Raw genomic sequence first — 24,053 nt, 5'->3', positions numbered from 1 at the left:
ACAATTACCCACTCACCGTCGTATAAAACACCGGCATAGCGGTCCTCGCGATCACGTAGCTTTGTACCTGATTTTCCAATACAGGTAATGGTGCAGGCGCTGTGCCGGCCCCCGCTCCTGAAGCAGCGGTTCCAGTAGTTTTGGCGGCTTCCTCTTCTTGCTTCTCCTCCACCAGCGGCCTCTTATCCTCCACATATTGCTTTGTCAATACCTCCTTCACTTCTTCTACTGTTTTACCTGCTTTGATCATCGTAAATGCCATACCCGAAAGCTTGCCATATACGCCATGTTGCTGTTGGTCTTCCGGTAATGCACGATAAATAAACTTTACCGTCTGGGAGGCCTGGACAAACAAACCAGCATAATACATCGTACGCCAGCGGAGCGGATCTTTCTTAAACGCCTTGCCTTCTTTGGAACCATTCTCACGCTCAATGAACTCATCCTTCAGCTTATACCCGATGGTGGCGCCCATCTTACCGGTAAATCGATGTGTACCTTTTTGCTTTGCCATAAAATTGTTTTTAAATGTTAGAAAAAGAACCATCACCACTTTCACGGCAAACATACAGCGGCCTGGTACCCATTTCCAAATGAGCATGAAACAAATGAATACAAAGGATAACAAATGATTACTATTGATTACAAATGAAATCCCCAATCTCATATCCCTTTCCGGTCTTTCCGCCTTACCGGCTATAGGCAGCCCATATACTGCTCCTATCAGACCTATATTAAGTCCATACTAAGCCGAAAGTAAGCCAAGATGTGGAGGGCATCATAAGCGTACCATGAGCGTATTATAAGCGTACCTGGAGCGTACTTTAAGCGTAGATAAAAGTGGCAAAATGAACCCGGCCGGTCCACAAGGACTCCTTCGGCCCCAAAGGGCTCCTTCCGGGACGCAGACTGGAAAAACCCGGAACCTTAAAAAGAGGAGATATTGTCTTTAAACCGTTCATGAAAAAGTGATTACAGGAGAGTAAAAATAACGTGTATAAATATACTAATATACCACCAATAAGCCCTCGCTTGACGAAAACAAAAAAATAATACAGCCTAAAAAAGAGAATTGGTTAAATTTAATATCATTAAACCTAAAACTTTCTCTTATGAAAATCTTATCCTTGTTATGCATGGCCTGCCTGGTCATGCTGCTGTACGCCTGTCAGAAACAAAATATTGAACCGCAGGATACGGAAAAAAAAGAAACACAGGCTCCACACAACATTAACTACTTCAGCCTGCCTCCTGGTGGTGAATATGTGAACTTTCAATTTGCCAACGGGAAAAAACTGTCTCTCTACAAGTCTGATACCATGTACCTGCTGGAAGGGGATATTGCGTTGACGCCCTCCCAGGTAGAGCAACTCAAAATCATCAATGATGGCAGCGCCAGAACATTTAGATTGGAATTTACCAAACACTGGCCGCGTGGCGTGGTGCCCTTCACCTTCAATGCCAATCTTTCCACTGCCAGTCGTAATACCATCCAGACTGCCATGAATGAATGGGAAATACTGGTAGGTGGGCTGGACTTTGTACCCCGGGGCAGCCAGGCCAACTATATAGAATTCACGGAAAGTACCATCAACAACTCTCCCGTAGGAATGATCGGTGGTAAACAGATCATCAATCTTATAGAAAATCCTACTGTAGACCTCACCAGCGCAGAACACGAAATAGCACACTCACTGGGCCTGTTCCATGAACAGTCACGAACAGATCGTGGAAACTTTATCAACATCAATTTGTCAAATATAAAGTCGGGCAAGCTACATAACTTTCAAACCTATGCGGAACAGGGCATACCTGGTACCCAATTCGGGGCCTTTGACTTTAACTCCATTATGCTATATCCATCTCTTATCACAGACCCCGATTTTGTATTTAATACCTCTATACCAACCATGACACGATTGAATGGCACCACCTGGGGATGGAACTTCTGGATATCAGCCGGTGATGAGGAAACAGTGGAAGCCATTTACGGGCCGCCTTATGTAAGATTAAGATATGAGCTGATATCTAACTATGATAACGGCACCTACTGGGAAAATGTAAACGATGTGTACCTCGAATTCTTTGCAGATCAACAATGTACACAACCGGTAAACCTGAACATTAGTCACGATTTCCAGATCAGGAGCCTCTCCTACATTTATTCCCAGGTCTCTCTTCGCTGGATAACAAACGGCGATTATACCTATAGGATGAACCTCCCGGCAGGCAGCCACAGTTACTATATAGGCCAGAATAGTCACCATGAGAACTATGACGCCTCTTATAATACCCTCAGTGGAGATGAAACCCAATTCTTTTATCAGGGACCCAATCAACGATAAATAGTAACAAAATAAAAGCCGGCTGTATTAAAAGCCGGCTTTTATTTCAATATCATAATAACTTATTAGCAGGAACCTATTCTTCCCCCTTCCCCCGCCATCCCCACTTCAGGAAGGCCGGTAAAGCTTTGGCCCAGGTAACCACATCATGCTTACCTTTTTCCAGTTGCAGATAGTACATATCTTTTCCATCCCTGTACCCCTTTTGCAACAATTCCCGCATCAGGTCGATCGTATCATCAATGGAGTCAATCACACCATTCTTATTACGGTCTTCTGTTTCATCCTGCGTGCCGCATTGAAAAAAGAACTTTTGCCCGGGATGGTATTCCCCTTCCCTTACCTGGCGGTGCATCATGCGATGTTTCTCGCCATTATAATCCTTGGCATCTTGATCTTTTGAACGCCACCACAGCGAACCGGAAAACACACCCACTTTGGAAAACACCCCGGGATGATTCCACACCATATCCATGGCGCTCAGGCCGCCAAGCGAGAAGCCGGCAAAAGCCCGCTCTTTAAAAGAAGATATCTTATAATGACTGTATATATAGGGCAGTAATTCTTCTACAATGAACCGCTGGTAAGCCGCACCTTTGGCGCCACGCCCTTTAAAATCGGGGCCTGCCAGCATTCCGTATTCATTAAGGCGGTCATCGCCGCCATGAATACCCGCTACAAAGAGGGGATTAACAAGCCTGGTCTCCGACAGGTAACTGATCATCTTATCAAACCCCATCGCTTCAAGGTCCTGCCCGTCATTCACCAGCAGCAGACTGGTTTCTTCAGGCCGGGTACCAGGGGCAGGCAGGTAAAAATTGATCGTTACGGTTCGGTCCAGGAATTCAGATGGCAATGCTACGGTCTCAACCATGATGCCGGTACTAATCTCAGTGTGCATGGCGGCAAAAGTAATGAATTTGGAGATTCCCGTCCATTCAGATAAATTTGGTTACCACTCTCCGTCAATATCATTCACCAAAAAATGTGTGTATAATGAAAAAAATAGGTATTCTCTTTGGGAAGGAAAGGTCATTCCCGATGGCATTTGTAGAAAGGATCAATAGTAAAGGAGTGAATGGTGTTATGGCCGAGCCGGTCCGGATAGATAAAGTAGTACAGGGCGCTGCGGATGAGTATGCAGTTATTGTAGACCGTATTTCACAGGATGTGCCTTTTTACCGGGCTTTCCTTAAAAATGCGGCTATTTGCGGTACCGCCGTCATTAACAACCCTTTCTGGTGGAGTGCCGACGAAAAGTTCTTCAACAACTGCCTGGCGGTTAAAATAGGCGTGCCGGTTCCCAAAACCGTCATCTTACCTTCTTATGAGCTGCCCCCCGATACCAGCGATCAGTCATTCAGCAACCTTACCTATCCACTGGATTGGGAAGGCATCTTCAGTTATGTAGGGTTTCCGGCCTATATGAAACCTTTTGCCGGTGGCGGATGGAAAAACGTATATAAGCTCCATAACCTCGAAGATTTCTACAGCAAGCACGGCGAAACGGGGCAGTTGGTCATGTTGCTCCAGGAAGAGATCATCTTTGAAGAATATTACCGCTGTTATTGCATTGGTGGCAAACACGTACGCATCATGCCTTATGAACCACGTAACCCACACCACCTGCGCTATACCAGCGATTTTAACCCTTCGCAGGAACGCTTACTGCAAATGGAAGAGATCGTATTGCGCATCAATCAATACCTCGGGTATGATTTCAATACGGTGGAGCTGGCTGTACGGGATGGTATTCCCTATGCCATTGACTTCTGCAATCCGGCGCCGGATGCCGACCTGCCAAGCGTAGGAGAAGACAATTTCAACTGGGTAGTGGAAACCGCCGCCAATTATGCCATCGAACGGGCAATGGCCCATGAACCCAAACGTGATAACCTCACCTGGGGCGAATACCTCAAACACAGCACTGCCAAACAACCTTTAATCTAAGCACGTACCAATTAGCTGATTGTCATATGGGAAACACCAATTACAAGCAATTTACACTGGGCATCGAGGAAGAATACATGGTACTGGATCCCAATACCCGTGAACTCAAAAGTCATGAACAGAAAATAGTGACCGAAGGACAGAAAGTCATTAAAGATAAAGTAAAGGCCGAAATGCACCAGGCCGTAGTAGAAGTAGGTACCGACATCTGCCAGAATGTAGACGAAGCCTTTCATGATGTGGCTACCCTGCGTAAAACCATTGCCGGCATTGCCCATGAGCAGGGCTTCGGCATGGGCGCTTCCGGCACGCATCCTTTCAGTCATTGGGAAAGTCAGCTCATCACCGATCATATCCGGTACAATGAGATCGTCAACGAACTACAGGAAGCAGCGCGCAGCAACCTCATCTTTGGCCTGCATGTGCATGTAGGCATGGAGAGCCGGGAAATGGCCAACCACATCGCCAATTCCACCCGTTATTTCCTGCCGCATATCTATGCCCTCAGCACCAATTCCCCTTTCTGGGAAGGCCGGCAAACAGGCTATAAATCATTCCGTACCAAAGTATTCGACAAATTCCCCCGCACCGGCATACCCGAAACATTTGATTCTATCGAATCTTATGACAACTACATCAAGCTGCTGGTGAAGACCAACTGTATAGACAATGCCAAAAAAATATGGTGGGACCTCCGGGTGCATCCTTTCTTCAACACCGTGGAATTCCGCATCTGCGATGTACCAATGACGGTTTCCGAAACCATTGCTATTGCGGCCCTCTTCCAGGGAGTATGTGCCAAAATATACAAGCTGCGCAACCAGAACCTCAACTTCATCCAGTATTCACGCGCACTCATCAACGAAAACAAATGGCGCGCCAGCCGCTATGGTATTGATGGCCGCCTGATTGACTTTGGCAAGGAAGAAGAAGTAAATGCACGGGTGCTCATTTATGAACTGCTCGACTTCATTGATGATGTGGTTGATCCGCTCGGCAGCCGCCATGCAGTGAACTACATAGCCCGTATGATGGAAGAAGGGACCGGTGCCGACAGGCAACTAAAAGTCTTTGAACAAACGCAAAGCCTTTCCAGCGTAGTAGACTACATCCAAAACCAGTTTCTCTACGGATTATGATACAAGCTAGTGGTAAGTAGCAAGTAGCAAGTGGAGCCTCTGCGTCGAATTGCCTGCGACTACTACGCCTACTAGCCATTTACCACTTACCACTCGCCCTCGGGTGTTTGGGTAGAATTGTTATTTGTACAGGTATGGGGCATAATAACCTATACGAATAGCCTGTACAGGTAGTGCTTTGACATATCAAAAACATTTAATTAGTAATGTATAATCCTAAGATCCAAATGGGGACAGCATTTTAGGAAATTAAATTTCAGGCGGCAGGAAAGTGTTCTAAAAAAATAGTAATTTGAGGAAACGCATGAGTTGCTAATTATTACATTGAACCAAAACTTTATTGCCTTGAGAAAATCTACTCTACGTACTGCAGCAGCGGGTTTATGTGTATGCCTTACCTTGTTTGCTTCGGCACAAAAACAAAGAAACCTCCCTAACACCCACCTCCAGCACCGGTGCGGAACAATGGAACTCCTCAATAAGATCATTCAGGATGATCCGGCCATTCTACAAAGATGGAAGGAAGAGGGACAAAAACAATACAACGCATACCTTCAGCGCAAGCAGGACCAAAGCGGTCAGCGTATACAGGCCGGAGAGATCATCATTCCGGTGGTATTCCACCTGGTAGGCCCCAGCAATGTGTTGAATGTTATTCCCGACAGGGACGTTTACGAACAGTTGGAGATCCTGAACCAGGATTTCGCTGGTAAAAAAGCAGCCTTCTACAAGGCCAATGGCGTCTTTGCACCTGAATTTGTATCGGCCATTGCTGATATACCGGTGCGGTTTGTACTGGCCAGGCGCGATCCTTCCGGCGCTGCCACCAATGGTATTGAGCGCCGCGTTACCACCCAAACATTTTCACAAACTACCATCAACCTGTTAAAGAGTACTTCCGGTGGAGGCCAGGATCCCTGGGATGTAAGCAAATACCTCAACATCTGGTGCGCTGTCTTCTCCGATAACCTGTTGGGTATCGCTACCTTTCCGTTTACCAACTCTACTGCCATCGGGCCGCAGGGCGTTGCCATCCACCTCGCTGTGCTGGGCGCCAATCCCTGCCGTGGTTACTATTCCACCGTATATGACCAGGGCTCCACGCTTTCCCATGAAGTAGGCCACTACCTTTACCTGTGGCATACCTTCGGTGACAATACCGCCTGCAATAACCTTGATTTCAGGATACAGTCCGGCTGGCCATTAACACCCGCCGCTTCCAATGATGATACACCACCGGAAAAAGCCGATGAGAATACCATGTATGGTAATGTAAGTGGTATCTATGGCGACGGATGCCAGACCGCACCACCCGGTATGATGTACATGAACTTCATGAACTATTATGACGACCGCTCCCTGTTTATATTTACCAACGGGCAAAAAGAACGGGTAATGGCTACGCTCGACATGTACAGGCATGACCTGATGATGTCTGATGCCGATCTGCCACCAGCCCCTGTTACCGATGCGTATCTCGTCAGCATTACACCGATGGGTAAATGCGACAGCAGAAGCCCTGTGCTTGACAATACACCGTTGAAGGCCATTATACGTAACTACGGTACTACCCCCCTCACGGCCGTTACCATCAATGTAAAATTAGATGCGGCAGCGGCAGTACCTACTACTTTCCCATTAAGCCTGGCAGCCGGCGGCGATACCACCCTGAACCTCGGCAACATCACCGGCGCTATGGGCAATCATACGATAGTGGTATATACTACGGCGCCCAATGGCAGTGCAGATAATTACCTGCACAATGATACCCTCACCACCAGGGTTAACATCCGTACCAATTACCTCACAGCGCCTTTCACACAGGATTTCAATGGCAGCACCTTCCCGCCAAGGCTCACTGCAACCAACGACCTTTGGTATGTGAACAATCCTACCGGGGCCAATACCTGGCAGTTGAGTGATGTAGACTTCTTTACTTCCGGCGCAGTAGCTGCTGCCAACTATGACTACAATGAGCCCGGCCAGTTTGAAGACCTGGTCACCCCTCCTATTGATTTTACCGGTTTCGATAGTTCAGTATTGAGCTTCCGCGTAGCGCATGCCCGCTATGATGACCCCAGTTATACCTGGGATGGGCTGGAAGTACACGCCTCCAATGATGGCGGTCAAAACTGGTTCATCATCTATAAAAAAACGGGTAAAGACCTGGAAACACAAGACGACCTTGAAACCAGCGCCTTTGACCCGGAAGATGATGATGATTTGTGGCGGACTGAAACCGTCAACCTGACGCCATTTATCAGCAGTGGGCAAAAGGTCATCCTTAAATTCAGGAACGTAAATGCCTATGGCAACAATATATTCATTGATGACATTGGCGTTACCGCTGCCATTCAGCCCGGCAGGGATGCCGCCATTACGGCTATCAAAGGCATACCGCCTTTCCAGTGTAATAAATTCGACATTACACCGGTGGTGGTCATTGCCAACAAAGCCAAATCAACGCTCACTACCGTGAAGGTCAATTACAGCATTGACAATGGCACTGTCACCACAATCACCTGGAATGGAACCATCGGTAAAGGCGAAGCAATCGACTACGCCCTGGGCAATATTGCCAACCTCCCTGCAGGCGCCCATGTATTGACGGTGTACACTTCTTTGCCCAATAACGGTGCAGATGAATATCCAACCAATGATACCTTACGGTTCAGGTTCACCATCTTTGTACCAGTCAGTGCGCCAATCACACAAGGATTTGAATCAGGCACCTTCCCGCCAGCCGGTTGGGGTCTGTCAACCTCCGGTACCAACTTCACCTGGGAAAGAAACACGCTCAGCTCCACTGAACAGAGCGCTTCTGCCTGGGTACGCAATTACAGAAGTACCTCCGGACAAACAGATGACCTCTATTCTCCGATTATCAAAGCGGAAGCCAATATTGATTCCACCTACATCAGGTTTGATATGGCCCATGCCACTTCCGTATTCCCCGGCAGTACAGCCATTCCCATGGACACACTGGAAGTACTGGTATCCACCGATTGCGGCAATACCTATACCTCTGTATACAAAAAATGGGGTATAGAATTGCAAACAGTAGGTAATCCCAATGAGCCGCTCGTCTATGACCGCGCTAATGATCCGGTCGGCTTCGTGCCCAACAGCAACTACTGGAGAAGGGAATTCATTGATGTATCAAAATATGTCCCTGCCGGAAGCAACTTCCAGGTCATCTTCAGGAATACCAGCAATGCCGGTAACAATACCTTCCTGGACAATATCAATATCTCTACCGTTACGCTGCCGGCCAAACTGAAAGCGGAAGGATACCTCATTTATCCCAATCCTTTCAGCGGCTACTTCGAGGTACGGCACCTGCTGCCGCCCACCAGCCTGAAGGGGATGGTAGTGATCAGTTCATCAGGACAGGTCGTGTACCAGCAAACATTCAATGGCAACGCTGCCAATAACATCCGGGTTGATCTCAGCCGCTTCAGCAGTGGCGTATACACCCTCAGGATGTTCTACGATGATAAAGTAGTCACCCAGCGCGTCATTAAGAGACCATACTAAAACAAACCCATAGACATTAAAAACTGAGCCGCCTCCATACAAACCGGGGCGGCTCCGTTTTTTTATCCATATCTTTAAGATGGTTGGCATCCCTTCACCAAAGCATTCACAAACATGAAGCATGTTCTATTGGTCCTGTCATTCTTCATTCTATACACAACACAGGCACAACAGAAAGCAGATACCACAACCATCACACAGGCCGCCAGGCTCAGCGATCTTTCCTTTACGGCGGCAGAAAAAGATTCCATGGTGGATGGACTGAATGATAACCTGCAGCATTACCGGAAAATGCACGAGCTATCCATTCCCAACAGTCTACCCTACCCTTTTGCTTTTAACCCCGCCCCGCATGGCTATACCGTGCCGGTAAAACAGGCAGCCGTCGCTTTTAATATACCAGCCAATATAAATCTGCCGGCCAACAGGAATGAGCTGGCCTTCTACTCCCTGCTGCAACTGGCCTCCCTTATCAAATACAAAAAGATCAGCTCGGTGGAATTAACCACCTTCTTCCTGGACCGGTTAAAAAAATGGGGCGATACACTGGAATGTGTCATTACCCTTACACCGGAGCTGGCCCTGGAACAGGCCAGGCAGGCCGATGAAGCCATTAAAAAAGGGCTGTACAAAGGGCCACTGCATGGTATTCCCTATGGCCTCAAAGACCTCTTTGCCGTAAAAGGTTATAAAACCACCTGGGGTTCGGTACCCTATAAGGACCAGGTAATAGACGAAGATGCTTTTGTATATACGCAGTTGAAAAAAGCAGGTGCCGTGCTGTGCGCCAAGCTCACGCTGGGAGAATTGGCGTATGCCGACTTATGGTTTGGCGGGCGCACCCGCAATCCCTGGAACGGGAAGCTGGGTTCCAGTGGCTCCTCTGCCGGTTCGGCTTCTGCTACCGTAGCAGGCCTGTTGCCTTTTGCGATCGGCACAGAAACCTGGGGCTCTATTGTATCCCCCTCTCATACCTGCGGCGCTACCGGCCTGCGCCCCACCTTTGGATCGGTAAGTCGCAGCGGCGCTATGGTACTGTGCTGGAGTCTTGATAAAGCAGGGCCTATTTGCCGCAGCGCAGAAGATGCCGCCATTGTATTCTATCATCTCAAAGGAACAGATGGTAAAGATGCAGGGGCCATCACCCGCGCGTTTAACTATACCGGTAAAGCGGATCTCAAAAAGCTGCGTATCGCCTGTGCCGCCAACTACTTTAAGAACCTGTCTCCCACAGCGCCCCAGTGGGCCGTGCTGGAAACCTTACGCAAGGCAGGCGCCGATATCAGGGAAGTCAACTTCCCCGATTCAACTATCTACCCATTCAACATCATGGACATAGTGCTCAGTGCTGAATCGGCCGCTGCTTTTGATGAGCTGACACGCAGTAACCAGGATGACCTCATCCGCCGGCAGGACAAGAATTTCTGGCCCAACAGCTTCCGGGTGTCGCGCTTCGTTCCTGCCGCTGAATACATCAATGCCAACCGTCACCGGTATGCACTCATGGAAAAACTAAATGCCTTTATCAAACTATATGATGTGATCATTGTGCCCACGTTCAGCGGCAATCAACTGGCCATGACCAACCTTACCGGTCATCCGGTGGTCGTATTCCCAGTGGGGTTTAGCCAAAATGGATTGCCCACCAGCATCACCTTGCTGGGCAACCTCTATGATGAAGCCACCATCCTCGCCGTAGCCAAAGCTTACCAGGATGCCACAGATTTTCACACCAAACACCCCGAAAAGTTTAAACAATAACATGAGAACTACTTGTTACCTCATCCTGTTAACCATCCTATTCTCCTGCCAATCTAAAAAGCAGGCAGACCTCATTGTATACAATGCCATCGTATATACAGTAGACTCCTCCTTTTCCACCACAGAGGCCATTGCCGTAAAAGACGGTAAGATCATCGCTACCGGTAAAACCGACGACCTATTGGCCCAATACGATGCCAAAGAAAAGAAAGACGCGCAGGGGAACTTCATTTACCCAGGACTGATAGATGCCCATGCCCACTTCTTCCGCTATGGAATAGGATTACAAACCGCCGACCTGGTAGCTACCACCAGTTGGGACGAGATCCTGAAAAAACTACAGGGCTTCGCAGCACAAAATCCCGAAGGATGGATCATTGGCCGTGGCTGGGACCAGAATGACTGGCCCGTTAAAGAATTTCCTGTCAATGACCAGCTCAATCAATTATTCCCCGACCGGCCGGTACTGCTCACCCGCATTGACGGACATGCCGCCATTGCCAATAAAAAAGCACTGGAACTCGCCGGCCTGCAGCTGGGTGTTACCTTAACCGGTGGTACCGTAGAAGTAAAGCAGGGAAAACTAACTGGTATATTAATAGACAATGCCATCGACCTGGTAAGGGTAAAAGTACCCGCTCCTACGCCTGAGCAAATAAAGAAAGGTGTATTGCAGGCGCAGCAATATTGTTTTGCAGTGGGATTAACCACCGTAGATGATTGTGGTCTGGACCATGAAGAAATTACCTTCATCGATAGTCTGCAACGTTCCGGCGATCTCAAAATGCGCATCTATGCTATGCTCAGTGATGCACCGAAGAACTATGACTACATCTTCGCCAAAGGCAAAATAAAAACCGACCGGTTAAATGTGCGTTCCTTCAAAGTATATGCAGATGGTGCACTGGGCTCAAGAGGCGCCTGCCTGTTGGAACCTTATAGCGACCGGCCCGGCTGGAGAGGGTTTCTGTTGAGCAATCCCGCTCATTTCGATTCGGTGGCCAGCCTGCTTTTCACCAAAGGTTACCAGATGTGTACCCACGCCATTGGTGATTCCGGCAATCGCGCCATCCTGAACATCTATGGCAAATACCTCACCGGCAAAAATGATCTCCGCTGGCGCATTGAACATGCGCAGGTGCTCAATCAACATGACTTCAACCTCTTTGGCCAGTACAGTATCATTCCTTCGGTACAGCCTACCCATGCTACCAGCGATATGTACTGGGCCGCAGACCGGTTGGGGCCACAGCGGGTCAAAGGCGCATATGCGTTCAACGATCTGTTCAAACAAAATGGCTGGATACCACTCGGCACCGATTTCCCGGTAGAGGACATCTCTCCCTTCAAAACTTTCTATGCTGCGGTAGTGCGTAAAGATGCCAAAGGCTGGCCGGAAGGTGGTTACCAGGTGGAAAATGCATTAAGCAGGGGGGACGCCCTGCGCGGTATGACCATCTGGGCAGCAAAGTCCAACTTTGAAGAAACAGAAAAAGGAAGCCTCGAAACCGGTAAGCTGGCCGACTTTATCATCATCAATAAAGACCTGATGAAAGCGCCCGAAAAAGAATTATTACAGGTGCAGGTACTGGCTACCTATATACAGGGAGAAAAAGTATTTGAAAAGTAACAGGCTAGTGGTGAGTAGCAAGTGGCTAGTGGTTTTCCGCTCAAAGGACCACTCGCCACTAGCCATTTACTACTCGCTCCTTATGCTACTTGATGATCTTATTTAACACATTCTCCTTACTATCAACCGGTTGATCTATTGTCAGCCCCAGTATCCGCGCTACCAATGCATACACATGTATATTCTCAAAAGGAGCAATCACCTTACCTTTTTTAAAGGCAGGCCCCCAGGCCATAAAAGTAGCGCCCATATCCTTCACCACCTGCGGATCATAACCATGGCGACCGGGATTGGGACGCTTATTGCCCCAGGTGAACATCCGGGGATAACGGGCCACTAATAAAACATCGCCTATGCGGTTATAACGGTCATCCTGCTTCCGGTAATGCCAGCCTGCCGGCGACTCGTCGGGCAGGTACACATCATAACCATCGGCAGTTGACTTCAACTGCTGATAGAGCTCCGGGATCAATGCTTTATCCTTCGCATAATAATTCACCAATACATCACCGGCCACCGTCACAAACCTGGTAGTATCTACGGGCGGTACCCGCAACGTATTGACTGTATCAGCAGCCGCCATGCCATGATCGGATACAAAAACATAATTAACCGGCAGTTGCAGGGAATCTACCATCGCACACAACCTGCCGATGGCACTGTCAACAAAATGTACCGCGGCTGCCGTCTCTTTACTGTCCGGCCCATGTGCATGACCTTCATGGTCCACCTCCGGGAAATAGAACGTGATCAGGTGGGGTCTTTCTGCCTCCGGCAACTGAAGCCAGTGCTTCACCGTTTTTAATCGTTCATTGATGGGAATAGCTTCGTTATACAGGTAATAATAAGTGGGTCGCACACCCTGCACCGCCACCTCACTGCCTACCCAATAAAAACAGGCAGCCAGTAATTGTTCTTTTTCTGCCAACACCCATAACGGTCCACCACCATACCAGGAGGAGTCATAAGCAATGGTCTTATTCGACATGGAATAACGCGCGCCACGGGTAGGGTCATAAAAGTTATTATTCACCAACCCATGATGGGCAGGATACAATCCCGTAGCCAGCGTATAATGATTGGGAAAAGTAAGGGATGGAAAAGCAGGCTGCATAGACCGCGCCCTTACCCCCTGGCGGCTCAACCGCAGCAGGTTGGTAGCAGCATACTTATGCGCATAATCATACCGGAACCCATCGGCCGAGATCATGATCACATAAGGTTTTGCCTGCTGCGCCGCACTATTCCGGCGGCCTGTCACCATTCGTTGAACGGTATCTGTTTCCTGGGCATTGCCCCTATTACAGGCCAACAGTATGACCAGCATCATCCATGATCTCTCCTTACAAAAGAACATATCGTTTTATTTAATCCATGAGGTATATGCCGCCTGCAAAATAATAGTACCAGCTCCAATTTCGGATATTATCATTGCAATAACCAGAAGACAGTAAGTGCCGGCGCACTTCTTTTTACAAGCAAAAACCATTAGTTTTGACCACCCAACTCGGCACATTATGAAAAAAACGATCGTTATTGCCTCCTTTATCAGCTTATTAATGGCCTTTACCCTTCCCCAGCAAAAACAACGTATTGTATTCTTTGGCGACTCCATTACCCAGGCAGGTGCAAAACCCGGTGGTTACATTATGGTATTGGGCGACCTGCTGAAGCAAAAAGGCGTACAGGACCAATATGAGCTCATAGGTGCAGGTATTGGCGGCAATAAGGCGTATGATCTCTATCTCCGCATGGAGGAGGATGTGCTGGCAAAAAATCCCACCACCGTTGTAATATGGGTAGGGGTGAATGATGTATGGCACAAAAAAACATCCGGTACCGGTACAGATGCCGACAAGTTTGAAAAATTCTACCATGCCATCATCAAAAAACTGCAGGCTAAAAACATTAAAGTAGTCATCTGCACGCCCGCTGCTATCGGAGAACGCACAGACTTCAGCAATGAACTGGATGGCGACCTGAACAAGTATGCCAACATCATCCGCCAGATAGCCCAAAAGAACAATGTGGGCCTTATTGATCTCCGCAAAACTTTTCTCGAATACAACCTGGCCAACAATCCGGAGAACAAAGACAGGAACATCCTCACCACCGACGGCGTGCACCTCAATGAAAAGGGCAACCAGCTCGTGGCAGAGCAAATGATGAAGGGCCTTATCAAATAAGCCGATACAACTAATCGCCCCTGCTGTACGTTATCATATAGGTCTGCAAGCCACCCAAACAGCAAAAATCCTTATGTTTGCAGGCATCTATATGAGCGATTATACCTACATACGCATAGCAATCCTAGATCTCTATGAAGGCCAGCCCAACCAGGGCATGCGCTGTATCCGGGAATTATTAACCCAATATGGGCAAACCCATCAGGTCAATATCAGTTGGGATGAGTTTGATGTAAGGCTCAAAAACGAGTTACCCGATCTTTCCTACGACATCTATATCTCCAGCGGCGGCCCCGGCTCTCCCCTTGACAGTGAAGGCAGTGAGTGGGAGAACCAGTATTTCAATTGGTTGCAAACCGTAGAAGACTATAACAACGCCGCACACAACCCGGTCAAAAAGAACGTCTTATTCATCTGCCACTCCTTTCAGTTGGCCTGCCGGTACTTCCGGGTAGCGCAGGTGGCCAAAAGAAGGTCTACCGCCTTTGGCGTATTCCCTGTCCACATGCTCGAAACCGGTAAAGAGGAACCTGTATTCGCCGGCCTGAACGACCCTTTCTATGCAGTAGACAGCCGGGACTACCAGGTGATACAACCCGATAATAAGCAACTGCGGAAACTGGGCGCCACCCTGCTGGCCATTGAAAAAGAACGTCCGCACATCCCGCTCGAAAGGGCTATCATGGCTATCCGCTTTAATCACTACATGATCGGCACACAGTTTCACCCCGAAGCCGATGCTTCCGGTATGAGTATGTACCTGCAGCGGGAAGATAAAAAACACACTGTCATAGAAAACCATGGCTTTGAAAAGTGGCAATCCATGATAGAGCAACTCAACGATCCTGATAAAATAGGTTATACCTACTCGCATGTAATACCCAACTTCCTCAAACAAGCTATTGACAAACTGGTAACAGTAGAAGCCGGGTAATTCGTATCTTCCAGCAAACAAACCAGCTATGGTACCCAGCCTGCGGAAAGTGTACAATGAAACATTCACCGTTGAACAGTACAATGCATTCCTGAAAGAACTGGACGGGAAATACCCGGGCGCTATAGAATTCCGCCTGGCTGAGACGCCGGTATTCATTGACAAAACGTTTGCCCAGAAAGTATTCGATGCCTGTGAAAGCATTATTGATGTACTCACCGATCCAAAGTTCAGGGAGCTTACGGAAAGGGCTATTCCTCCCGGCGAGCGGGTGCCCAATGAGAACGATCATGCGCACATGATCGCCTTCGACTTTGGTATCTGCACCGGCAAAGACGGTTCACTGGAGCCGCAGTTGATTGAAATGCAGGGCTTCCCTACCCTCTTTGGTTTCCAGGTCCTGTATCCCGACCTGCTGCGCCAGTATTTCCCGGTGCCGGACAACTACTCCCAATACCTCAATGGATTGAACCGTGACAGTTACCTGGCTCAATTGAAAGAGGTGATCCTCGGCGGCCTGCCGCCGGAAAACGTGATCCTGCTGGAGATAAAACCCCATGAACAAAAGACGAAAGTTGATTTCTATTGTACGCGGGATTACCTCGGCATACAACCGGTTTGTATTACAGAGCTCATCCAGGAAGGGAAAAAACTCTATTACCTGAACAACGGACAAAAGACAGCCGTAAAGCGCATTTATAACCGCGTTATCTTTGACGACCTGCATGCGCAAAAGGCCAGGCTGGGCAGTTTTGTAGATATTACGCAGGACCTGGAAGTGGAATGGGTACCGCACCCCAATTGGTTCTACCGCATCAGCAAATTCACCTTGCCTTTCATCCATCATCCCTACGTGCCTGAAACCTGGTTCCTGAATGAACTGAAACAGGTGCCCGCCGATCTGGAGAATTACGTACTGAAGCCCCTGTTCTCTTTTGCCGGCCAGGGCGTGGTAATAGATGTAACCCCGGAACATATTGCCCATACCAACAACCCGGAGAACTGGATACTGCAACGGAAAGTAAAATATGCCGATGTCATTCCCACCCCCGATGTGCCGGCCAAAGTGGAAATACGCATCATGTACCTGTGGCAGGATGGGTGGGACAGACCCCGCCCGGCCATTAACCTGGCCCGGCTGAGCAAAGGAAAGATGATCGGCGTAGATTACAACAAGGACAAGAAGTGGGTAGGCGGCAGTGTCTGCTACTTTGAACAATAATGCTTTTAAACATATTTACATGCAACACCTCGATAATATAAAAGGAAAAGAGATCGTGCCCGGCTATTTCGGGCGTTTCGTACATGGCGAAAAGATCACGCTGTCGATAGTAGACATTAAGAAAGGCAGTCCTTTGCCCGAGCATCGGCACCCGCATGAGCAGGTGACCTTTATTTTGGAAGGGGAACTGGAAATGATCATTGGCGGAGAAAAAATGGTACTCACCGCAGGCACTACACACGTGATTCCCGGCAACACCCCCCATAGTGCTATTGCCCTCACCGACTGCCGCGTACTCGATGCCTTTTCTCCTGTACGGGAAGATTACAGAATTGATTAATTATAAAAAGAAAAGCCGCCTCTCACCAGGCGGCATCCTTCTTAATAATGTAAACGTCGGTTTAGTCAATAGGTACAAACAAAAGAACCCGACACTCCAAACCCGAAACCCGGAACTACTTCCCACTCATCCAGTCGGGCCTCACTTCGCTATCCTTCTTCTTGCTTACCATATTCACATTCACCACCCACTCATCCAGCTTGTACAGCAGTTCCAGCTCTACATAGAATTCGCGGAAGCGTTCATCAGCCGTCCGGATCGTCAGTGCGCTCGTAATAAAATCCACATCTTCTGAAGCTTCTTCATAATCCCCATCCAGGTAATAGAAGCTGCCATCTACCATCTTCAGGTGACAGCGGGTAAGCTGCTGGTACAGGCGTTTATAAGCAGCAGCCGCTTTACTGAAAGTCTCACTCCGGAACATCAATGCCTGCCAACTGGCAGTGGTATCCAGTTCGGAATGATAAACCCCTACAACGCAATTCTCAGAACCTGGCAATGATACCGTGGAGACATACTGGTGCCAGTCGCCGGTAGCCTCTACCAGCTCGCCTGTAATATGCCTGTAATTGTAAGGGTAATCGCTCAGGATCGTCTCAATGGCTTTCACAAAGCCGGGTGATGGTTCTTTGTCTGTCTTGAATTGTGCCTGCGCAGGTACGGTCAGGGCCATGGCCATAGTAGCCAACAGCAGATTGGTTAACTTCTTCATTGGGGTTAGATTTTAAGAAGGCAATGTTACTGGAATTTTGATTGCTCACAAATTATCAACAGAGTTATTAACGCCTCGTGCTGCTAAAATTGTGAGTACCAGTTACATATTTTTTCTTCTAATCCAACTTATCCACATTGTGCATAACCCTGTCGCTTCAGGTAACAATGCCATCCGGCAACCAGATACCAGCAACTACCCCAACACCTTCTTCCAGTACAGCAACCAATCCAGCATCCGGCTGGTATAACCAAATTCATTATCAAACCAGGTGATCAGCTTCACATGCTTTCCGATGACGGAGGTAAGCGTGCCATCTACAATACAGGAGTGTGTATTGCCTTTAATATCCAGCGACACCAGTTGTTCTTCTGTATAATCAACGATGCCTTTATACTCAGCAGCGGCAGCTTTACGGAATAGCTGGTTGATCTCCTCCGCAGTAGTAGGTTGTTTCAACTGGACCGTGAAATCGGCCAGGGCGCCATTGGCTACCGGTACGCGGGTAGATACCGCGGCAATCCTGTTTTGTAATACCGGGAACAGGCCTTCAAGGGAAACCGCCAGGTCAATCTCTACCGGGATAATAGATTCCGCAGCAGCCCTTCCGCGGCGGAACTGTTTGTGCTGCGCATCTACAATCCCCTGCCGGGAGGTATAGGAGTGTAAAACATTAATGTGCATCGATTCAATACCAATCGAATTGAGCAGGTACAGGATATGGGTGGAGCAATTTGTCATACAGCCGCCCGGTGAAATAATATCCGTTTCCGGTGTAAGCAAATGCTGGTTGAAGCCATAAATCATCAAAGGAATATCCGGTGAACCGGTGGTAGACAGCAGCACTTTCCTGGCACCGGCAGCCAGATGGACAGATGCTTTTGCTTTGCTCGTAAAACGTCCTGAGCATTCCAGCACCACATCCACACCCAATGCCTTCCAGGGCAGCCTGGCCGGATCAGGCTCCTGTAATACCGCAATGGATAGGTCATTCACCTGCAGTTTGGCATCCTGTAAACTTACAGGCCCGGGGAAAGTGCCATACACAGAATCATACTTAAGGAGATAAGCCAGGTTATCCGGCTCCATAATATCATTGATAGCCACCAGTTCCACTGCTTCATGCTCCACGAGCCTTCTGAATAACAAACGGCCGATACGTCCCATTCCATTAATCGCGATACGCATATACAGAGGTTTAAAAAGGTGCAAATATCGCAAACCTGCCGGTAAATAATCCTCCCCTCTTTTGGACCGCCGGGATGGAGGTAAAGGATCCTGGTGCGGGTATTTATAACCCCAGTCAGCATATTTATTAACTTTACAACCATTTATAACATATTAATAATCAATAATAAATAGACAGAATTATTAAGCTTCCGTAAAAATTTTGCCCCTGGCCCTGCCTCCTGCCCGGCGATTACCATTATTATCCTAATTTTGGCCTTACCAACCTATCAGAATTCTACCAAACCAACCCCCGCTACATCCATTAAATTCTGCCCAGGATCATTGCCTTTGAAAAAGTATGCCTGGAAACAGGGTAATCACTTACTATAACCAATTAAGTTACTTTTTTAAAACACTTTAACTAAAACGGTGGAGGGAGATTGTATGTATTCGTATGCACTATTAGAGTCTGGTTATTATTACCTGGTACAGGAAAAAGAAGACAGCCCGGTGTCACTGCTCAAAGTAACGGTAGAAACGGATTATTGTTTGTATGTCACCAACTATGCGGAAGTACCGGTATTGGAATGGAAAAAGAAAACTGACCCCATCTTCGATATACTGGAACTGCTGAGCGATGACAAAGTGAAAGAATGGGAATCCGTATACAATGATAATCAGGATGCCTATTACGAAGAAGATGATGACTAAATGATACCAGCAGGCCCCGGTGTAAAAAACCGGGGCTAATATTATGCCTCCGTTAACGTAAAATTGTATAAATTCATGTAAACCTTATTCCCCAAACGACCTGCTTAGCTACTATGGCTATTGGTGCACATGAATAAGTTGACAGAAATGATTTTCTTTGCTTTAACGGATGCTATCAGGTATGAACTTTAACGACGAAAAGTATATCAAAATACGGAAAGTGCTGCTGGTCATCGTCAGCATTCTCACTGTATTACCACTGGCCCCGCTCATTAACCGGTATCTTCCCCCCCTGATGGTGGGCGACTGGAACCTCGATCTTACTGTTTCTGTATTGCTGGCCGCCCTGGCTACCTGGCTGGTGCTGCGCATCTTCCGGTTCCTGCTTATACCTGCTGTAGCGCTCTGTGTACTGGTGCTGCTATATAACCAGCTTACCAATGGATATGGCTTCAGCCACATGGTGACCGACTACCGGACCATGGTGGAAAACAACTGGGGCCAGAAGGGACAAAAGGAAACAGACCTCGTATTAACGCCCGGCATTTTCGATGGGCCGCTGACTAAAACCATCAAGGTATTACAATCCAAAGTAGATTACAGAGATTCTATTGTGCGGAACTTTGCCGTAAAGCATTCCCTCGATTACTTTGATGAATACCACACCAAATATGGTCCTGTGGTCAGGCATCTCTCCCTCTTCAAATACATCAACTCCAGCTTTAAATACGTATCCGATTCTGAGCGGGATGAATACTTTGCCACTGCCCGTGAAACCATCCTCAACGGGATGGGAGGCGATTGCGATGATCATACCATTCTCATGGTTTCCTGCCTCAAGGCAATCGGCGCACATTGCCGCATGGTATTGTCAGAAGGACATCTCTACCCGGAAATGTATGCAGGTGATAAAAAAGCTTTTGACCGGCTGCAGCAGGCCATCATCTATCTTTTTGGCGACAAGTCGATAGATAACATCTACTACCACGAACAAAATGGTCAGTACTGGATCAACCTCGATTATACAGCCAAACATCCTGGTGGTCCTTATCTCAGCGAGAAAGCATACGCGATCATTGACTTGTGATCCACTAAATACTATTCTATTCTCCACATTTCGCTGTTCCTTTTTGACAGATAAGTGTTATTTTTAGCACAATTCGGTTAAGGCATGACTGTAACACCCCTTGCAGGCATAATAGCGTCATATTCGTTATTGGCTATCCCTATCACTTTGCTGGCTCTGCGTCCATCCCGCCTGAGTCTCACAGGCAAGCTGCTGTTCATCTATGCCTTGACAGTTTTTACCGGCGACCGTTTATCGGAAATCCTCCACGCCTCGCCTACTGCAGCCAGGATCCTGTCATTCATATTCACCATCACGGAATATACCTTCTTCACCCTTTTCTTTTACCGGTTCTTCCGACGGAAAAACTATAAGAAATGGGTAATAGCAGGTTCCGTGATCTTCATCGTCATAGTAACCCTTGAGCTGGAGAAATTCGGACTTGTTTACTACAGCCGTTTCAATGCCGGTACAGCCGTCATACTCATCATCAGTTACAGCCTGCTCCTGTTTCATGAATGGCTTATGGACGATCCCATGGAATTCATTTACAAAAAACCGGCTTTCTGGATAACGCTGGGTTGTCTCGTGTATCTTTCGGGAAGTTTCTTCTTCTTTATTACGGTGGGAAAACAATGGGAGCAGAACTGGCCCCTGCATGCAGTATTCAACCTGTTGAAAAATATCCTCTTCGTGATGGCCATCATACAGGCGTTTCCCGGGACTCAGCCCAAAAAGACTTTCTGAGCGCCGTTGTAGCGGGTAACTTATGCAGCCCCTTCAGCAGCAATCCGCTGCAACCAATACCGATGGATAAAATGGTAGAAATATAATAGATCAGGAACTTGTCAATATTGTCTGCCACACTACTCCCGCTCAGGAAATAATCAAAAATATACACCACGATATAAGTGCCGTACTGGAACAACAAGGCGCCATGGATGAGCAACAGGGCTTTTTCCCGTGTAGCATACACCACCTGTTGCAGGTACAGGGATATCTGCCAGATAATAATCGTCAGGATAAAGATCAAACCCAATCCCAACGCATACTTCAAGGCATCATACCGGAGTCCGCTGCTTGCCAGGCAAACAATTTCAAACAGGACAAAAACCACCATGCCAATACGGATAAACTTTTTGATCGCCGGAGAAAAAGCAGCGAGGTAGATAATGCCCACCATCATAGGTATATCCAATGCATTATAGATCACACTGGCCACTTCAATAAATCTTTTATTCAGTCCCTCTACCAGGAACATAATATTCATCAGTCCATTGATGATCCAGTAAACAGCGAAATATTGAAAAGGAGTCGCCTGCCAAAGTTTTTTAAGCAAGACGATCAATGCGGGTACAAATGACATTACGACCGTTAAGACAGATACGACCAGGTATATTTGACTTTTCACTAAGCTGGCTATTACCCTGTAAAATCGCAAAAAAATAACGAAATATTGCATCTTTTGCCAGTTTCAGTATTACTACCTTGCACACTCCTGCATAAAATACGATTCGTCATTGCGGCTTTTGAATACCCCTGCGGTAATTCCCCTTTTCACAGCATGCCGCCTACCCATTTACCCCTATTCCCGCTCACTTACCACTCGCCACTTATCACTTCCACTCGCCTCATTCACTCCGGCGCCTATACACAATAACCCCTAAATTTATCTCATTCAATGATGCTTAAAAACCCAACTATGCGTTTACGCGATTTCGTTATAGTAGCCACCCTGCTGGCCACCACCCCTGCCTTCGCCCAGGAAACCGATCTGCCGGATGATTACCTTACCCCTGCCTTCCATGCAGGCCGCCGGGATTCCCTGCGGCAACTAATGCCAGCCAATTCCGTTGCCATTGTATGGGCCTACCCCACCCGCAATTTTTCCAATGACGTGGACTATGTATACCACCAGAATCCCGACCTGTATTACTTTACCGGTTATAAGGAACCTCATTCACTCTTCCTGTTGTTTAAAGAACCACAAACCGCTGCCGATGGCAGTACCTATAAAGAGTTATTGTTTGTACAAAAACGCAATGCACAGGCAGAACAATGGACCGGTAAAAGATTGGGCGTGGAAGGCGCCAAACAAAAACTAGGCCTCACCCATGTATACAATGGCGAAGACTTTAAGAATACCGCTATAGACTTTTCCAAATTCGAAAAGATCATTCTTGACCGCCTGCCAACAGATATTGCCAACTCCCTGTATGACAATGCCGACCTGTATGATCTGATCCAACAACTGAAAGAGAAGGCACAGATCACCGACAACTATGCACAGGACAAACGCTTCAGCACTGCTTTGTTCCGCCAATATACAGGTCAGTTGCGGGAAATTAAAACAGCGGAAGAACTTGTACTGCTGCGCAAAGCTGTAGAGATCTCCTGCCAGGGACAGGCCGAAGTCATGAAAGCTGTCCGTCCCGACATGTCAGAAAGAGAAGCGCAGGGACTGCATGAATTTGTTCATAAAAAATATGGCGCCGAGCATGTAGGTTATCCTTCTATTGTAGGCGCCGGCAACAATGGTTGCGTACTGCACTACCAGGAAAATGAAAAGCTGCATGTTGAGAACAGGATGGTGCTCATGGATGTAGGCGCCGAATACCATGGCTATACAGCCGATGTAACCCGGACCGTGCCTGCCAATGGGAAATTTACCCCGGAACAAAAAGCCATTTACGAGCTGGTATATGAAGCCCAGGAAGCCGCTTTCAAATTATGTAAAGAAGGCACTACCTGGCAGGAACTGGATAAAGTATCCAGGGGTGTAATAGCCGATGGGTTATTGAAACTGGGCATCATCAGCAAAAAGGAAGAAGCCAACAAATACTACCCCCATGGCCTCGGCCATCATATTGGGTTGGATGTGCATGACAGGAATGCCTCTACAAAGCTGAAGAAAGGCATGGTCATCACTATAGAGCCCGGCATTTACATTCCGGAGAACAGTCCCTGTGATAAGAAATGGTGGACCATTGCCGTGCGTATTGAAGATGACCTGCTCATCCGGGAAAAGGATTATGAATTGCTCTCCTGGGCAGCTCCCCGTAAGATCAGCGAAATAGAGAAGCTGGTAGCTGAGAAAAGTCCCCTGGACAACTTCACTTTACCCAAATTACAATCCGCTAAAAAAGGGTTTTAAAAAAGCCCTTCGCCACTAAAAAACGCATGCCTGGCCTGACTTTCCCGAAGCCTCCCTTGTCCAAAAGGGGCTGGTGGTTTCCTGCAGCAGGGCTCGTGTTAAGCAGTATAATTACCAGGAATAATCGAGTGTTTTTACCCAAATCAGGATGTTTTTCGCAAAAACACGATAGAATTAAAAGTAATACCGCTAAGCC

Annotated in this window: 20 protein-coding genes; 14 read left to right on the top strand and 6 right to left on the bottom strand. The window is 47.7% G+C overall.

The annotated features are described in order from the left end of the window. Nucleotides 1-4: 4 nt before the first annotated feature. Nucleotides 5-514 carry a hypothetical protein gene (locus tag HB364_RS11775; RefSeq protein WP_167288175.1) on the bottom strand — a complete coding sequence of 170 codons (510 nt, stop codon included), beginning with the start codon at nt 512-514 and terminating at the stop codon, nt 5-7. Between the two features lie 598 nt (nt 515-1,112). Between HB364_RS11775 and HB364_RS11770 the strand changes: the two genes are divergently transcribed. Next, on the top strand, nt 1,113-2,345 hold the full coding sequence (locus HB364_RS11770) for a M12 family metallopeptidase (RefSeq protein ID WP_167288174.1): 1,233 nt from the start codon (nt 1,113-1,115) through the stop codon (nt 2,343-2,345). Between the two features lie 76 nt (nt 2,346-2,421). Here the strand turns inward: HB364_RS11770 and HB364_RS11765 are convergent, their stop codons facing one another. Beyond that, nucleotides 2,422-3,246 carry an alpha/beta hydrolase gene (locus HB364_RS11765; RefSeq protein WP_167288173.1) on the bottom strand — a complete coding sequence of 275 codons (825 nt, stop codon included), beginning with the start codon at nt 3,244-3,246 and terminating at the stop codon, nt 2,422-2,424. A 95-nt stretch (nt 3,247-3,341) separates the two neighbouring features. On the opposite strand from HB364_RS11765, the gene HB364_RS11760 reads away from it, so the two are divergent. The 5 genes from HB364_RS11760 (at nt 3,342) to HB364_RS11740 (ending at nt 12,362) form a co-directional block, all read left to right on the top strand. After that, nucleotides 3,342-4,295: an ATP-grasp domain-containing protein gene (locus tag HB364_RS11760; RefSeq protein WP_167288172.1), complete on the top strand. Its 954-nt coding sequence runs from the start codon at nt 3,342-3,344 to the stop codon at nt 4,293-4,295. A 26-nt stretch (nt 4,296-4,321) separates the two neighbouring features. Continuing rightward, nucleotides 4,322-5,434 carry a carboxylate-amine ligase gene (locus HB364_RS11755; RefSeq protein ID WP_167288171.1) on the top strand — a complete coding sequence of 371 codons (1,113 nt, stop codon included), beginning with the start codon at nt 4,322-4,324 and terminating at the stop codon, nt 5,432-5,434. Between the two features lie 345 nt (nt 5,435-5,779). Further along, nucleotides 5,780-8,971, top strand: a complete 3,192-nt coding sequence (locus HB364_RS11750) for a T9SS type A sorting domain-containing protein (protein WP_167288170.1) — start codon at nt 5,780-5,782, stop codon at nt 8,969-8,971. 114 nt (nt 8,972-9,085) lie between these two features. Then, on the top strand, nt 9,086-10,732 hold the full coding sequence (locus HB364_RS11745) for an amidase (protein ID WP_167288169.1): 1,647 nt from the start codon (nt 9,086-9,088) through the stop codon (nt 10,730-10,732). A 1-nt stretch (nt 10,733) separates the two neighbouring features. Then, nucleotides 10,734-12,362: an amidohydrolase gene (locus HB364_RS11740; protein WP_167288168.1), complete on the top strand. Its 1,629-nt coding sequence runs from the start codon at nt 10,734-10,736 to the stop codon at nt 12,360-12,362. 85 nt (nt 12,363-12,447) lie between these two features. Here HB364_RS11740 and HB364_RS11735 read toward each other — a convergent pair whose 3' ends face one another. Continuing rightward, on the bottom strand, nt 12,448-13,719 hold the full coding sequence (locus tag HB364_RS11735; protein WP_208419938.1) for an alkaline phosphatase family protein: 1,272 nt from the start codon (nt 13,717-13,719) through the stop codon (nt 12,448-12,450). A 160-nt stretch (nt 13,720-13,879) separates the two neighbouring features. Between HB364_RS11735 and HB364_RS11730 the strand changes: the two genes are divergently transcribed. The 4 genes from HB364_RS11730 (at nt 13,880) to HB364_RS11715 (ending at nt 17,044) form a co-directional block, all read left to right on the top strand. Further along, nucleotides 13,880-14,548, top strand: a complete 669-nt coding sequence (locus tag HB364_RS11730) for an SGNH/GDSL hydrolase family protein (protein WP_167288167.1) — start codon at nt 13,880-13,882, stop codon at nt 14,546-14,548. A gap of 73 nt (nt 14,549-14,621) precedes the next feature. Further along, nucleotides 14,622-15,482 carry a type 1 glutamine amidotransferase gene (locus tag HB364_RS11725; protein WP_246228473.1) on the top strand — a complete coding sequence of 287 codons (861 nt, stop codon included), beginning with the start codon at nt 14,622-14,624 and terminating at the stop codon, nt 15,480-15,482. Between the two features lie 28 nt (nt 15,483-15,510). Further along, nucleotides 15,511-16,704, top strand: coding sequence for a hypothetical protein (locus HB364_RS11720; RefSeq protein ID WP_167288166.1), 1,194 nt, complete (start codon nt 15,511-15,513; stop codon nt 16,702-16,704). 19 nt (nt 16,705-16,723) lie between these two features. Beyond that, the gene (locus HB364_RS11715; protein WP_167288165.1) at nt 16,724-17,044 is read left to right on the top strand and encodes a cupin domain-containing protein; all 321 of its coding nucleotides are present in this window, start codon (nt 16,724-16,726) and stop codon (nt 17,042-17,044) included. 115 nt (nt 17,045-17,159) lie between these two features. Here the strand turns inward: HB364_RS11715 and HB364_RS11710 are convergent, their stop codons facing one another. Both HB364_RS11710 and HB364_RS11705 read right to left on the bottom strand, forming a co-directional pair. Continuing rightward, on the bottom strand, nt 17,160-17,756 hold the full coding sequence (locus tag HB364_RS11710; protein ID WP_167288164.1) for a hypothetical protein: 597 nt from the start codon (nt 17,754-17,756) through the stop codon (nt 17,160-17,162). A gap of 195 nt (nt 17,757-17,951) precedes the next feature. Beyond that, nucleotides 17,952-18,944, bottom strand: coding sequence for a type I glyceraldehyde-3-phosphate dehydrogenase (locus HB364_RS11705; protein WP_167288163.1), 993 nt, complete (start codon nt 18,942-18,944; stop codon nt 17,952-17,954). A 426-nt stretch (nt 18,945-19,370) separates the two neighbouring features. On the opposite strand from HB364_RS11705, the gene HB364_RS11700 reads away from it, so the two are divergent. The 3 genes from HB364_RS11700 (at nt 19,371) to HB364_RS11690 (ending at nt 21,450) form a co-directional block, all read left to right on the top strand. Beyond that, complete coding sequence (locus HB364_RS11700; RefSeq protein WP_167288162.1) at nt 19,371-19,637, top strand: hypothetical protein; 267 nt, start codon at nt 19,371-19,373, stop codon at nt 19,635-19,637. A gap of 181 nt (nt 19,638-19,818) precedes the next feature. Next, nucleotides 19,819-20,724: a transglutaminase-like domain-containing protein gene (locus tag HB364_RS11695; protein WP_167288161.1), complete on the top strand. Its 906-nt coding sequence runs from the start codon at nt 19,819-19,821 to the stop codon at nt 20,722-20,724. 84 nt (nt 20,725-20,808) lie between these two features. Beyond that, nucleotides 20,809-21,450 (top strand): hypothetical protein, encoded by a 642-nt coding sequence (locus HB364_RS11690; RefSeq protein WP_167288160.1) that lies wholly within the window; start codon nt 20,809-20,811, stop codon nt 21,448-21,450. Here HB364_RS11690 and HB364_RS11685 read toward each other — a convergent pair. Then, nucleotides 21,407-22,069 carry a hypothetical protein gene (locus tag HB364_RS11685; protein WP_167288159.1) on the bottom strand — a complete coding sequence of 221 codons (663 nt, stop codon included), beginning with the start codon at nt 22,067-22,069 and terminating at the stop codon, nt 21,407-21,409. The two genes, HB364_RS11690 and HB364_RS11685, sit on opposite strands and share 44 nt — an antisense overlap. Before the next feature lie 336 nt (nt 22,070-22,405). Here HB364_RS11685 and HB364_RS11680 point away from each other — a divergent pair, with 336 nt between their 5' ends. After that, nucleotides 22,406-23,857, top strand: a complete 1,452-nt coding sequence (locus HB364_RS11680) for an aminopeptidase P family protein (RefSeq protein WP_167288158.1) — start codon at nt 22,406-22,408, stop codon at nt 23,855-23,857. The last annotated feature ends 196 nt before the right edge of the window (nt 23,858-24,053 follow it).

The organism is Paraflavitalea devenefica, from assembly GCF_011759375.1.
In the GTDB taxonomy this organism is placed as follows: domain Bacteria; phylum Bacteroidota; class Bacteroidia; order Chitinophagales; family Chitinophagaceae; genus Paraflavitalea; species Paraflavitalea devenefica.
Note: the sequence above shows the minus strand (reverse complement) of the source record. Positions and strands in the feature narration are given on the sequence as shown.